The organism is Bradyrhizobium sp. CCGUVB1N3 (genome assembly GCF_024199925.1).
In the GTDB taxonomy this organism is placed as follows: domain Bacteria; phylum Pseudomonadota; class Alphaproteobacteria; order Rhizobiales; family Xanthobacteraceae; genus Bradyrhizobium.
On record NZ_JANADR010000001.1, the window covers coordinates 7,250,328 to 7,262,861 of the forward strand.

11 protein-coding genes are annotated in these 12,534 nt (G+C 59.4%); 3 read left to right on the plus strand and 8 right to left on the minus strand.

All coding sequences use genetic code 11. The features are described 5' to 3' along the window. Positions 1 to 34: 34 nt before the first annotated feature. From NLM33_RS34515 to NLM33_RS34545, 7 genes are read right to left on the minus strand one after another with little or no spacing between them, the layout of a single operon-like run. The gene (locus tag NLM33_RS34515; RefSeq protein ID WP_254103001.1) at positions 35 to 1,897 is read right to left on the minus strand and encodes an ABC transporter ATP-binding protein; all 1,863 of its coding nucleotides are present in this window, start codon (positions 1,895 to 1,897) and stop codon (positions 35 to 37) included. Next, positions 1,894 to 2,772: an ABC transporter permease gene (locus NLM33_RS34520; RefSeq protein WP_254103002.1), complete on the minus strand. Its 879-nt coding sequence runs from the start codon at positions 2,770 to 2,772 to the stop codon at positions 1,894 to 1,896. Before NLM33_RS34520 ends, NLM33_RS34515 begins: the two co-directional genes overlap by 4 nt. Continuing rightward, the gene (locus tag NLM33_RS34525) at positions 2,769 to 3,710 is read right to left on the minus strand and encodes an ABC transporter permease (protein ID WP_254103003.1); all 942 of its coding nucleotides are present in this window, start codon (positions 3,708 to 3,710) and stop codon (positions 2,769 to 2,771) included. Before NLM33_RS34525 ends, NLM33_RS34520 begins: the two co-directional genes overlap by 4 nt. Next, a complete protein-coding gene (locus NLM33_RS34530; RefSeq protein WP_254103004.1) occupies positions 3,707 to 4,828 on the minus strand; it encodes an FAD-binding oxidoreductase in 1,122 nt (373 codons plus the stop codon). The genes NLM33_RS34525 and NLM33_RS34530 overlap by 4 nt, the downstream gene beginning before the upstream one ends. After that, positions 4,825 to 6,204 (minus strand): FAD/NAD(P)-binding oxidoreductase, encoded by a 1,380-nt coding sequence (locus NLM33_RS34535; protein WP_254103005.1) that lies wholly within the window; start codon positions 6,202 to 6,204, stop codon positions 4,825 to 4,827. The genes NLM33_RS34530 and NLM33_RS34535 overlap by 4 nt, the downstream gene beginning before the upstream one ends. Continuing rightward, a complete protein-coding gene (locus NLM33_RS34540) occupies positions 6,201 to 6,512 on the minus strand; it encodes a (2Fe-2S)-binding protein (protein WP_371930011.1) in 312 nt (103 codons plus the stop codon). Before NLM33_RS34540 ends, NLM33_RS34535 begins: the two co-directional genes overlap by 4 nt. After that, positions 6,481 to 7,596, minus strand: a complete 1,116-nt coding sequence (locus tag NLM33_RS34545; RefSeq protein WP_254106051.1) for an FAD-binding oxidoreductase — start codon at positions 7,594 to 7,596, stop codon at positions 6,481 to 6,483. The genes NLM33_RS34540 and NLM33_RS34545 overlap by 32 nt, the downstream gene beginning before the upstream one ends. A gap of 87 nt (positions 7,597 to 7,683) precedes the next feature. On the opposite strand from NLM33_RS34545, the gene NLM33_RS34550 reads away from it, so the two are divergent. Continuing rightward, positions 7,684 to 8,586 carry a LysR substrate-binding domain-containing protein gene (locus tag NLM33_RS34550; protein ID WP_256570572.1) on the plus strand — a complete coding sequence of 301 codons (903 nt, stop codon included), beginning with the start codon at positions 7,684 to 7,686 and terminating at the stop codon, positions 8,584 to 8,586. A gap of 65 nt (positions 8,587 to 8,651) precedes the next feature. On the opposite strand, the gene NLM33_RS34555 is transcribed toward NLM33_RS34550, so the two are convergent. Beyond that, positions 8,652 to 10,211: an ABC transporter substrate-binding protein gene (locus tag NLM33_RS34555; RefSeq protein ID WP_254103007.1), complete on the minus strand. Its 1,560-nt coding sequence runs from the start codon at positions 10,209 to 10,211 to the stop codon at positions 8,652 to 8,654. 340 nt (positions 10,212 to 10,551) lie between these two features. Here NLM33_RS34555 and NLM33_RS34560 point away from each other — a divergent pair, with 340 nt between their 5' ends. Then, positions 10,552 to 11,394, plus strand: coding sequence for an IS5 family transposase (locus NLM33_RS34560; RefSeq protein WP_254099474.1), 843 nt, complete (start codon positions 10,552 to 10,554; stop codon positions 11,392 to 11,394). A gap of 606 nt (positions 11,395 to 12,000) precedes the next feature. Next, complete coding sequence (locus NLM33_RS34565; protein WP_254103008.1) at positions 12,001 to 12,393, plus strand: SDR family oxidoreductase; 393 nt, start codon at positions 12,001 to 12,003, stop codon at positions 12,391 to 12,393. Positions 12,394 to 12,534: the final 141 nt, after the last annotated feature.

A 12,534-nucleotide genomic window follows, 5' to 3' on the forward strand; every position in this document is an offset into this window, starting at 1 on the left:
TCGCATTCGACACGACGCGTAGAACAGGGTGGCCTCAATCGGCTTCGTTCACCCTGACCAGATGCCCCTCCGACACTTCCCGGTACTTTCTTGCAGGTGGTTCATATCCGATCGGTCTGACCGGGCTCCTCAATTCGTCACCGGCGATGCCCCGCCGGATCCTGCGCCGCGCGGGATCCGGCACCGGTACCGCCGCCATGAGCTTTCTTGTGTAGGGGTGTTGCGGATTTTCGAACACAGCCGCGCGCGGCCCGATCTCAACGATCTCGCCGAGATACATGACCGCCACACGGTGGCTCACCCGCTCAACAACGGCCATGTCGTGGGAGATGAAGAGGAAAGCCAAATTGAGGCTCTGCTGCAAATCGAGCAACAGGTTGCAGACCTGCGCCTTGATGGACACGTCGAGTGCCGACACCGCTTCATCGGCAACGATGACTTTCGGATCCAGCATGAGCGCACGGGCGATCGCGATGCGCTGGCGTTGCCCGCCGGAGAATTCATGAGGAAACCGCCGCATCATATCTGGCGACAACCCGACCTTTTCCATCAAGACTGCAGCCTTGTCGCGAGCTTGTACGCCTGAGCCAAGCCGATGTTGAATAAACGGCTCGACCAGCGCCGATCCGATGCTCAGGCGCGGGTTGAGCGAGGCATACGGATCCTGGAACACCATCTGGATCGAGCGTCGCATTTTGCGAAGTGCGGAATGGTCAAGCTTCATCACGTCCTGACCATCAACCACCACACTTCCGCCCGTTGGCTTCACCAGTCGCGTAATGGATCTGCCGGCGGTGGACTTGCCGCATCCCGACTCCCCTACCAGCGACAGCGTCTCGCCCTCGAGCAGATTGAAAGACACGTTTTCAACTGCATGTACCGCCCCGGCTTTGCGGCCGAACAGCCCGGAGCGGATATTGAAGCGCATCGTCAGGTCTTTGACGTCGAGGATCGGCGCCTTGCTTCTAGCGACTGTATCGGCGACGTCGGGAAGCACCTGTTGTTCGCCAGTCTTCGTGTCCAGGATCGGGAAACGCAGCGGCAGCTTCCGATCGCCCATCGAACCGAGGCGCGGTACGGCCGAAAGCAGCGCGCGCGTGTATGGATGCTTCCCGCGGTGGAAGATGTCGGCCGTCGCGCCGGTTTCGACCGCATCTCCACGAAACATGACGATGGTTCTGTCAGCCAATTCCGCCACGACACCCATATCGTGAGTAATGAAGAGGACCGACGTTCCTTCCTCTTCCTGTAGGGTCTTGATCAGGTCGAGAATCTGGCCTTGGATGGTCACATCCAGCGCTGTCGTCGGCTCGTCGGCGATCAGGAGTTTCGGCTTCGACGCGAGCGCCATCGCGATCATCACGCGCTGGCGCATGCCTCCGGAAAATTGATGCGGATATTCGTCGTATCGACCCTTGGCGTTCGGAATCTGAACCTTTTCAAGCAGCCTGAGGACTTCGGTTCTGGCGTCAGCCTTGGAAATATCCTTATGGACAGTGAGTGCTTCGGCGATCTGCTTGCCGATGGGGATGATCGGGTTGAGCGAGGTCATCGGCTCCTGGAAGATCATCGAAATCTCGTTGCCGCGGATCTGGCGCATGTCCTCTTCCGGAAGAGACAGCAGATTTCTTCCGGACAGCAGAACCTTGCCGTCCACGCGGCTTGATCGGGGCGCCAGCAAGCGCATGATCGAGAGGGAAGTAACGGATTTGCCCGAACCTGATTCACCGACGATCGCCATCGTCTCGCGTGGCGCGATGTCGAATGAAATATTGCGGATGACGGTTTTCCAGCCATCATCGACCTTGAACGAGGTCGTGAGATCGCAAACGGAAAGGACGGGGGGCGCGGATGTTGCAATTTGCCCGGCGGCGGCCTCTTGAATGGGCGACGTCATTGCGCGCTCCTTGTTTTCGGGTCGATCGCGTCGCGCAGCGCGTCACCAAGAATGTTCAGGGCGAGTACGGTCAGAAGGATGGCCAGCGAGGGAAAGACAACCAGCCACCAGGCACTCAGGATGTTCTCGAAACCCTCACGGATCATGCCACCCCATGTCGCGGTGGGCGGTCGAACGCCGAGCCCGATGAACGCCAATGACGCTTCGGTGCGAATGGCGGACGCCATCCAAAGCGAAGCGACAACGACAATGTCGGACAGGATGTTCGGAAGAATATGAACCCCCATGATCCGGGACGGCGAAAAGCCAAGCGAGCGGCCTGCCTCAACGAATTCGCGCCGCTTCACAGCGATCGTCGGAGCTCGCGCCACACGGGCAAATGGAGCGGTTTCGGTGATGGCAATCGCAATAATCAGGTTTTCGAAGCTGGCGCCGAGCATTGCTGCGACCATCAGACCCAACAGCAGCGTCGGAAACGACAGCATCACGTCGACGATACCCATCACGATCTGATCGAACACACCGCCGATATAGCCCGCCAGGATCCCGAATGCAGACCCGATCACCATTGCGATCAGTACGGAAAAGAAACCGATCGACAGCGATATGCGTGCTCCGTAGAGCAGCCGCGAGAGGACATCGCGTCCGTAGCTGTCCGTTCCCAGCCAGAACTGGGCGGAAGGCGGGCTTAGTCGATGAAGAATATTCTGCTTCAGCGGATTGAAGGGTGAGACGAGCGGCGCGAAAACGGCGAGCAGAATGATCAGTGTCAGAAGGCCGATGCCGAGCCACGAAAAGCGGTTGCGACGGAATGCCGTCAAGACCGGGTTCGGCTGCCGCTTCGGTGCGGCCTGAGAAACAATAGTGTCGGTCATTGGGCAAGACCCACTCTGGGATCGACGATGGCGTAGATGAGATCGGTGACCGTGTTCACGATGATGACAAAGGTTGCGAAGACCACCATCAGTCCTTGAAGCATCGTGTAATCACGGGATTGCAGAGCACCCAGGATGAGCTTGCCGAGCCCCGGACGTGTGAAAACGATCTCGGTGAGCACAGAATTTCCGATGAGGGTCCCGAAATAGAGGCCTACCACCGTCACGATGGGTATAAGAGCATTGCCAAGAGCATGCCGAAAAATGAGGCTTCGCGGGCGAACACCTTTTGCACGGGCGGTGCGAATATAGTCTTCGCCCATGACATCGAGCATCGAGGAGCGTGTTACGCGCGCGATATAAGCGGTCATGATCAGCCCAAGGTTCAGGGCGGGGAGCAATAGATTCCGAAGATGATCGATAGGGTCGCTGGTGGCGCGGCTCATGACGGGCAGCCAATGCAGCCAGACTGCAAACGCCAAAAGCATCAGGATCGCCGAGACGAAGCCGGGGAAGGATAGGCCTACAAGCGATAGAATACGGCTGAGATAGTCGGGCCACTGGTCTCGACGCACAGCGGCTGTCACGCCTAACGGAAGACCGAGTAGTGTTCCGATCAGCATCGCTGCTGCGGCGAGTTCAAGTGTATAAGGAAGGACGAGGGTTACCTCTTCGAGCACCGTGCGACCGCTCACCATCGAGCGACCGAAATTTCCGGTCAGCATGTCCGACAAAAAATGTAGGTATTGGACCCCGATCGGTTGGTCGAGGCCTAGCTGCACCCTCAGCGCCTGAAGCGCCGCGCCGCTTGCTCTATCACCGAGCATGGCAATTGCGGCGTCGCCGGGAACAAGGCGCACCAGTACAAAAACCATGGTGAGCATGGCGATCAATGTGGGGATCGCGAGCAAAAGTCTTCGGATCGCATAACCTATCATGCGGCCACCCTTTCTATGGAGACGCGGCTTGCGCAGAAGGCATCGAGATTGTGATTGGTTCGACCCTGACAGATCAAGTCAGCGACGACCCGTCCGACGGATGGAACGAGCTGAAATCCATGTCCGGAAAAGCCGAAGACATGTATCAAGCCCTCGACCTGCTGCGAAAAGCCGATGACTGGACGGTGGTCGGAGGTCATCGCTTCCATACCCACCCATGTTCTGACGATCCGTACGTCTTCCAGCTCGGGAAATACGCGGATCGCTGCTTGCACCGATGCTGCCAGCGCGACGACGTCGACGGTGGCCGATTGCCGATCTGCTGCCAGTTTCCCTTGAGAACCGCCTCCAATGAGAAATGTCCCCTGAGAGGTCTGTTTCAACGACAGCTTCTTGCCGAATGACGCTACGACGGGCTTGATTCTGGGGGCGGAACGTTCCGTCACCACCATCATAGAGGTGCGGATCGCATGCTGCAGCGGATCACCGGCAAGTTCAGAAACATGATCCGCCCAGGCACCGGCCGCGTTGACGACAGTCTCAGCCTCGAAGACGCCACGCGACGTCTCGGCTCGCCAACCGGTCGCGGATCGGGTCAAGGCCGTCACGAGGCATTCTTCGGTGATATTTACGCCGGCCCGGATGGCTGCATCTCGAAAGGCCCTGATGGTTCGATGCGGATCGGCCGAGCCGTCGCTGGACACCCATGCGCCACCCAGGCAATGGGCGGATATGCCTGGCACAAAGCTTCGTATTTCATCGGGACCGACCATCTGCTCATGGAAATGGCCCATGGCTTGAAGCCGCTTGATACGCATCTCAATCTTCGTCAGCGACGGCTCGTCTTCGGCAACTTGCAATTGGCCGCAGGCGACGAAGCCACAATCGTCGCCGACGAGACGCTCCATGTCCTGCCAGTCCCTGGCAGCCTCGAGGCTGAGAGGCAGTTCGGCAACGTCCCGACCGAGGGTGCGCACACCGGCGGCTGTTGCGCCCGAAGCATGTCGTCCGAGAAAGTGTCGCTCGACGAGCTGAACAGTCGCACCTCGCCGCGCGGCGTGAAGGGCGGCGGAAAGGCCGTGCAGACCGCCTCCTATAATCAGGACGTCGGCGCTCATGTCGCGCCCTCCGCTTTTTCCAACGATGCGATCTCTCCAAGAGTGACCGGTTTCAACGGCGGACGAATATGGAAGAAACGGACCTCGCTGACCGGAAGATCATGGACCTCTGCGAGTAGCGCCTGAACCGTGTAGCCGCACTGGCGCCCTTGGCAGGGCCCCATTCCGCAACGTGTCGCAGCCTTTACCGCGCTGGGATCGGCGGGGCAGGTGCGTGCGGCGGCTCGAATAGCGCCGGCTGTAACTTCCTCGCAGCGACACGCGATGACGTCATCGGCGAGCCGGGTCCGCGGAGGGGGATACATGGCATCGAGGAACGGTCGCAATGCGAGCGCTCGCTCACGGCGTCGATCGAGAGGCACCCTCTGTCGAAGCCTGTCTGTTTCGGAGGAAATCCCAAGCCGGCCAGCGATGCCGAGTGCAGCGATCTCTCCGGAAATGGTCGCGGCCAGCCAGCCGCCGATTCCGCTCGCATCACCGGCCACGAAAAGACTTTTGCGGCTGGTTTCTCCCCACCGGTCGAGCTTCGCCGCCAGATATCCCTGTTCGTCGTTCCAGTGATGGGCGCAGTCCAACGCCAGCGTTTCGTGAATGCGCGGCACGACACCCTCGTGAACCAACAGCACGTCCGCTTCGACGCGATGGCGTTTTCCCTCCACCTCCCAGGTCAGATGCTCGAGGCGCTCGTTGCCTTCGGCTCGCAAGTCTGAGAAGCCCCGCACCATCACGCCGCTGCGCTTGATCCCGCGAAGCCATCGCAGGCCTTTGAGCAAGCCGTCAAAGTCACGCCAGGCCCCGGGGAGACGGCTCAAGGCGGACAGGCGGGGAGGGGTCGAAGTGTCGAGAAAGCCAGCAATGCGACCCCCGAGGTCAAGAAGCTGGGTTGCATAGAGGAGCGGCAACGGCCCGGCCCCGGCAATCCAGACTTTGCCCTCGGGCAACATCCCTCCGGATTTGAGAAGGATTTGCGCCGCCCCCACGGTCATCACGCCCGGCAGGGTCCAGCCTGCGAACGGCACTGGCCGTTCCTGGGCTCCGTTGGCAAGCAATACCGCGCGAGCTGCGATACGCCGGGCTTTACCCTCGGCAGTCAGAAAAAGATTCCAGCCGTCTTCGATCTGCCAGACCTGTGTCGACGGCATGTATTCAGCGCCGGACGCCCGAAAGGCAGCCGCGAGTGCCTGTCCCTTCTGATAGTCTTTGCCGAGCGCCGGGAAAACAGGACTACTGGTATTCCGCTCGATCCCTCTGAATATCTGTCCGCCCGGCGAAGGTTGTTCGTCGATGACAACTACGGAAGCGCCGAGCTCGCGCAGGCGAATAGCAGCGCTCATACCGGCTGGACCCGCGCCGACGATCGCGACATCGTAACTCATCGTGATATTTCCCGCGGCCCGCGCTGGCTTTCAATTCGCATCCCGGGTCGGACCGGAACGAGACATCCTTGAGTGGAAGCAATTCCGTCCACGATCGCCAGACACTCGAAGCAAACGCCCATTTGACAGTAAGGCAGCCTTGGCGTCCCGCCGACCGGCGACCTACGGCCCGCACCGGGAACGCGCAGAAGCACGCTGGCAACCGTCTCGCCGTCCCAGGCGGGCGTCTCCACGCCATTCACGAGCACGGTCATGTCGGACCGTTTGCCGAGCTGTTCACGCACACTTTTGAACATCGAATCTTCCATTTGAAAAAGCGGCCAGGTCGGTCGACAGCCTTCCTTCAAGCATTGCTGGAGCGACGATCGCAGCGTGAACCGCCGCAAGCGTCACCCCTGAGTGGCAGGCGGCAGCAAAGAGACCGGGATGGGCTGCGGATTCGGCGTAGATCGGAGAACCATCGGGAGGCATGACTCGAAAGCCGCTCCATTGACGGACCAGCTGCGCCGACGCCAGTGCCGGAATAATCCGTGTTGCCCGAAGGGCGAGCGTCGTCGCCGATGCAACGGTTACCCCCCGATCGGTGGCGTCTTCCTTTGTCGCGCCGATCATGACGGTACCGTCGGCCGTCTGTCGCAAGCCACTGCCGGGATAAGGCAGGAGTGGCTGAAGCCGTTCGGTGACGAGAAGCTGACCGCGCTCGGAGCGCAGCGGGATTTTGAAGCCGATAGGATCGGTCAGGGCAGGCGTCGCGAGACCTGCGGCAACCACAACGCGCGGCGCGGCATAGGTGCCAAGAGCCGCTTTCACGGTAAATCCACTCGTTCCGGGCTCGATCGATTCCACGGTGTTGCGAAAAAGGATCTTTCCACCTGCGGCGACTATGCCGCGCTGGAGGGCGGCCAGAAGCTGCAATGGGTTTACGTGACCATCGGCCTCACAATAACTGGCGCCGACAACCTCCGGACCGAAGCCGACAGCCGGCATCATTCGTTCGAGCTCGCGGCGATCGACCATTCGCGTGTCGTTCCGCGGCACGTAGTTGTGCGTCCGCTTATTGAGCGCCTCGCGAGCTTCGTATTCAGCCTCGCTCAAGCAATAAATCATGCCGCCAGGTCGGGAATAGTCGACCCGCATCCCGATCGTTTCGGTCAACTCGCGAAGAAAGGCCGGCCATAGGTCCGCACTTTGACGGCTCAGTTGATGGTAAGCGGGTGCGTTCGATCCCTTTCCCTGAACCCAAACAAGACCAAAATTAGCCCGTGCCGCGCGCATGTCCTGATCTTCTCCATCAAGGACGATGACTTCTTGTCCCCGCTTGGCGAATCCATAGGCAAGTGCGGCTCCAACAACGGCTCCCCCAATAACGATAACGTCCGCGTCCACCCTCATCTCCATTGGTTATTGTCGAGCCTAGGAAGCGAGTGTAGAAAGTCAAAGTCGTTTAGTTCGATGACGTATTCGCTAGGGTTATAACTAATGAGGGATCCAAGCCTGAGGCAACTTGAGGCACTCATGGCTGTCGTCGAAAGTGGCACCGTCAGCCGCGCTGCTGAGGTCCTAAGAATCTCGCAGCCAGCAGCAAGCAAGCTCATCCAGGATCTGGAAGCAGATACTGGGCTGCAGCTGTTCGAGCGCGAGAGTGGCCGACTGGTGCCGACCGGGCGCGGAATGCGTCTGTATGAAGAGGTCGAGCGCATTTTCGGCGGCGTGCACCAATTGGCTCGCGCCGTGGATGCAATCCGGCGCGAGGAGCATGGCCACCTGCTGATCGGCACTATGCCGGCATTGTCGGGCCCATTCATCACCCGCGTGGTTGCGGGATTCAAAGAGCGGCATCGGGATGTTTTTGTTTCCATCGAAGCTCGCAGCTCCCAGTTTCTGACGGAAGCCGTCCTGCTTCGTCGTGTCGATTTGGCTCTCGTCATCAGCGGCCTGGAACATTCGTCCGTTCAGGTCGACCGCGTAAAATGTCCGCCGGCCGTGGTGGCGCTCCCTCTGGGACACAGGCTTTCCGATCTGTCAGACCTGTCTCCGATCGATCTCAAGGATGAACCCTTCATCGCATTCGCGCCGACGGGAACGATGCGCAGCAAGGTCGATGCCGCCTTTGAAAGGTTCGGCCTGAGGCCAAACATCGCCATCGAGGCAACGACCGCCCCGAATGTCGCCGAGCTGGTTGCGGCCGGATTGGGCGTGACCGTAGCCGACCCTTTGGCCCTAGAGCACGTTGCCGGTCGGATCACATCAAGGCCGTTTACGCCGGTCATCGACTTCGACTACGTGCTGATCCGTCCGATCCGTGCGAGAAAGAGCGATCTGGTCGCTGATTTCGCGGCAGAAGTACATGCCGCAGCAAAGACGCCAAAACTCACAGCATAGAGAAAACTCGCCGACCTTGAGCAATATCGGAACTGCCTCCGGTCAGGTCAGTCGGGGAAAACCGGTCAGCGGTTGATCGTTGTTTGCTCGGTAATTGGGGGTGCCAGGTTCAAGGAGCCCTTGAGTTCGTAACCGTAGTTTAGACTTTTGCTATGGACCCAGACCTGCATCAGGCTGAACAGAGGCACGCCGCACACCTGGTCGTAGATTTTCTTCTGAGCGGCGGACCAAAGTTTCAAACGTTCTTCGTCCGTCGTGGCTTTTCGCGCGGCCGTGATATCGGCATCGCCGGCGTCGCAATGTGCGAAGTTCGTCACCGCAGTGGGCTTTCCGATCGACGCATCCGAGTGGTAAAATTGGCTCAGATAGCTGTCTGCGACGGGGTAACGGGCGGCGCCGTAAAAGACCACATCGCTCAGATCCTTGCGGATTTGTTCGTGATAGGTCGGATGATCAACGATCTGCATTTGCAGGTTGATCCCCGCTTCTGCCAACTGGGCCTGAATGACCTCCATGATAGGCTGCTGAGCGGAGTTGGATGAGACGACCGCCGACAAGGTTAAACCGTTCTTGAAGCCGGCCTCCGCCAGCAGCTTTTTCGAAGCTTCAGGATCGTAATTGTAGCTCCAGTTGCAGTCTTCGCCGAGATAGTCGTTCGGCACGACCGAGCAGCCCTTCACGGCCACCCCTGCGCCGACGAACTGGACGATCTGGTCTACATCAATCGCGTGAGCGATCGCTTCACGGACCTTGACGTTATCCAAAGGCTTGCGGGCCATGATTATGAAGACGGTGCGATATTCGCCTGGGGCGAAAATATCGACCGCGACATTGTCCCAGGCTTTCGCCTGATCGACCCAGCGCTGTTCGCGCTTACCGAAAATCAGGTCGAGCTCGCCTGATCTGAAGGCAAGTTCACGGCTTGAATCCGAGGGAATGAGATCGACCCTGATGTCGTTGATTTTTGGGGCACCCCGGAAATAGCCAGGGAATGCTTTGAGATAGACCGACTGCTGCGTAACAGCCTTGTCGAACATGAACGGGCCCGTCCCGATCGGGTTTGCCTTGAATTTGGCGCCGAGCGCTTCGATGGCTTTTTTGCTGACAATGTTTCCGCCATGGTAGTTGGCGACGAGGCCCAGGAAGCCAGCAACGGGCTCGCTCAGCATGATGCGCACGGTCAACGGATCAATCGCCTCGATTGATTTGAAGGCGGCATAGTCGCTCGAGTAGGACGAGGTTTCGGGGTTCTTCGCACGCTGCAAGGAGAAGACGACATCGTCAGCTGTCAACGAACCGTAGTCGCGGTGGAATTTGACATCCTTGCGAAGCTTGAACGTCCAGACCAGGCCGTCATCGGAGCTTGTCCAGCTCTCCGCCAGATCGGGTTCGATCTTGGTCGGGTCGGCGCTGCCGGGAACGAAGCGGACGAGGCCGTTGAAAACCCAGGATACGATCGTCATGTCCTGGGTGTTGCTCGCCCTCGCAGGATCGAGCGTTGCGATGTCAGCGGCGCTTACCCCCACCCGGAGCGATGCCGCGTCAACTGTTCCCGTCGATGCGAGACCCAAAAGCGCCGAAGCTGCCAATACAGCAAACATGCTTTTCCCAATCTTGTCGGCCAAGTTCCCCTCCATTCCTTATTTTTCTGACCGAGTTAATTGGAGTCTCCTATAAGTATCAAAGTCGATATTTTTGTAGGTGTATTCTGATGAATTATAGTTCGCCCTTGACCAGCATTCGAACTGCACCTCTTGGAGAGAGCGCTCGGGGCCTCGCAGGGGTCGCGCTTCCAGTCCGGATGGGACAGGAGTGGCTCGCTGCCCGGTCCGAGGATATCGGTGAACTCGCAGCTGGCTCGGGACCGACGAGGCGAAAATGCTGAGTGTCCGACCGAAAAATAAGTTGAGTGATATCAGCGAGTTCTGATTCCATTGGTGTTGCGAAGCATCAAAGGGATCGAGAATGTGGACTGATATCACTCGGGCACAGTTTGCCCGAGAGGAGCTGCGTTTGCCAAGCGACTTGACGGATGCGGAATGGGTCGTGCTGGAGAGGTTGCTTCCTGTGCGGGCCAAGCGCGGGCGGCGCCCGAAATGGAGCTATCGGGACATCGTCGAGGCAGTGCTCTATCTGCTGCGCGGCGGGTTGCCGTGGCGCATGCTGCCGCCCACTCTGTTTCCACCAATGACCACGGTGCAGTACTATTTCTACCAATGGCGGGACAGCGGATTGTGGCAATCGATCAACCACGCACTCCTGATGCTGGCGCGCGAGGCGATCGGCCGGGAGGCCTCGCCGACGGCTGGTGTGATCGACAGCCAATCGGTCAAGACCACCGAAGGTGGCGGCCCTCGCGGCTACGACGCGGGGAAGAAGATCAAGGGTCGAAAGCGCCACATCGTCACCGACACCCAAGGGCTCCTGGTCGGCGCGATCGTTCACGCTGCCGACGTCCAGGATCGCGATGGCGCGCCAGATGTCCTGTGCAGCATTCGCTACCGCTTCCCCTGGCTGCGCCATATCTTCGCCGATGGCGGCTATGCCGGCGGAAAGCTCAAGGCGGTGCTGGGAAAGATCGGCCGGTGGACTGTCGAGATCATCAAGCGCTCCGATGCCGCACAGGGCTTCGAGGTGCTTCCGCGCCGCTGGGTGGTCGAACGAACCTTCGCCTGGCTCGGCCGCAACCGCAGATTGGCCAAGGACTTCGAGCGAACCATCGAAAGCGCAACTGCCTGGCTCTTCCTCGCCTCCGTCCAACTCATGACAAGGCGCATCGCAGCCATAAAAACAGCAATGCAATTTTGAGTCAGACTCTGAAGCAAAAAGAGCTCGCCCCCTAGCCGCCCATTCTCGCGACCAAGACTCCTCCGCGATGATGAAGGCGTCGGACCATCACGTCGGGGGGGGGGGCGCTTGCATTCGGCATGCGCCGGATCGTTGTCGCTCCGCGCGCCGAGATGGGCGTGCAGATCATGACCTTGGCGTCGATGGTCGCGCGGCGTGCGTCTGCTCGATCTTCTCCGGCGCGAAGCATCTTGAAGGTTGCGCAACAGGGTCCACCGGAGAGCGCCGATGCGACTCCGGACGCGAGGGCGCTCGCGCGTGAGGCCTAAAAACGCTTCCGGCGTTTGCAACGAGGATATCGACGCGGCCAGTGTCACACGCTCGGCCTCGATCACTTCGCAACCTTAGAACGAGCAAAAGCTGCTGCTCGCGCCGGCGCGACCAGATGAAGCCGAAATGGATGATCGACAACTGCGGCCTCGCAAACCGCGAGAAAGATCCAGAGGCCATCCCACTGCAGCTCCACGTTCACTCCTCGGGTTGGTCCACGCCATCCATTTCTGTATGCCGACGTAGGAAATTAGACGATTGCCATTCTGTCCGTCCAAGGCAAAAGGAGCGCCAGAAATGGAGGAAAGCAAATCAAGCTCCATGAATAGTGCGGTTCACATCGGGTGCGCCAAAGGACGAAATAGGAGGCGAAATATGGGTAAACTAGGTGGTAAGGTTGCTGTCATCACCGGCGGCAGCGACGGAATGGGACTGGCGACAGCCAAGCTGTTCGCACGCGAGGGCGCGAAGGTCATCATCACCGGGCGCGATCAGGCGAGGCTCGATGCCGCGGCGCCGAGCATCGGAAATGGCGCCGACGCGATCGGCTGCGATATTTCGAAGATGGCGGACATTGAAGCACTGCGTGCGTTTGTCGAGAGAAAGCACGGCCGTGTCGACATCATCTTCGCGAACGCCGGTGCGGCGCGACCGAACATGTTTGAATACATGTCGGAGGAAGATTCTTGATCAAGCGCCACTTATGCCGAAAATGTCTGTGCTCGAACATTCAAAGGATAGCCTCACCGAGGCCCGCAGTTGGCACGCGTTTTGAACGAGAGACCCCATCTAGAACAGCTCACTGGAGTCCAGATGTTATCACATCAGGCC

What these genes read in the sequence shown, in the direction of transcription:
- NLM33_RS34515 (WP_254103001.1), bottom strand. Translation starts at nt 1,897, where the DNA reads ATGACGTCGCCCATTCAAGAGGCCGCCGCCGGGCAAATTGCAACATCC.
- NLM33_RS34520 (WP_254103002.1), bottom strand. Translation starts at nt 2,772, where the DNA reads ATGACCGACACTATTGTTTCTCAGGCCGCACCGAAGCGGCAGCCGAAC.
- NLM33_RS34525 (WP_254103003.1), bottom strand. Translation starts at nt 3,710, where the DNA reads ATGATAGGTTATGCGATCCGAAGACTTTTGCTCGCGATCCCCACATTG.
- NLM33_RS34530 (WP_254103004.1), bottom strand. Translation starts at nt 4,828, where the DNA reads ATGAGCGCCGACGTCCTGATTATAGGAGGCGGTCTGCACGGCCTTTCC.
- NLM33_RS34535 (WP_254103005.1), bottom strand. Translation starts at nt 6,204, where the DNA reads ATGAGTTACGATGTCGCGATCGTCGGCGCGGGTCCAGCCGGTATGAGC.
- NLM33_RS34540 (WP_371930011.1), bottom strand. Translation starts at nt 6,512, where the DNA reads ATGGAAGATTCGATGTTCAAAAGTGTGCGTGAACAGCTCGGCAAACGG.
- NLM33_RS34545 (WP_254106051.1), bottom strand. Translation starts at nt 7,596, where the DNA reads ATGAGGGTGGACGCGGACGTTATCGTTATTGGGGGAGCCGTTGTTGGA.
- NLM33_RS34550 (WP_256570572.1), top strand. Translation starts at nt 7,684, where the DNA reads ATGAGGGATCCAAGCCTGAGGCAACTTGAGGCACTCATGGCTGTCGTC.
- NLM33_RS34560 (WP_254099474.1), top strand. Translation starts at nt 10,552, where the DNA reads ATGTGGACTGATATCACTCGGGCACAGTTTGCCCGAGAGGAGCTGCGT.
- NLM33_RS34565 (WP_254103008.1), top strand. Translation starts at nt 12,001, where the DNA reads ATGGAGGAAAGCAAATCAAGCTCCATGAATAGTGCGGTTCACATCGGG.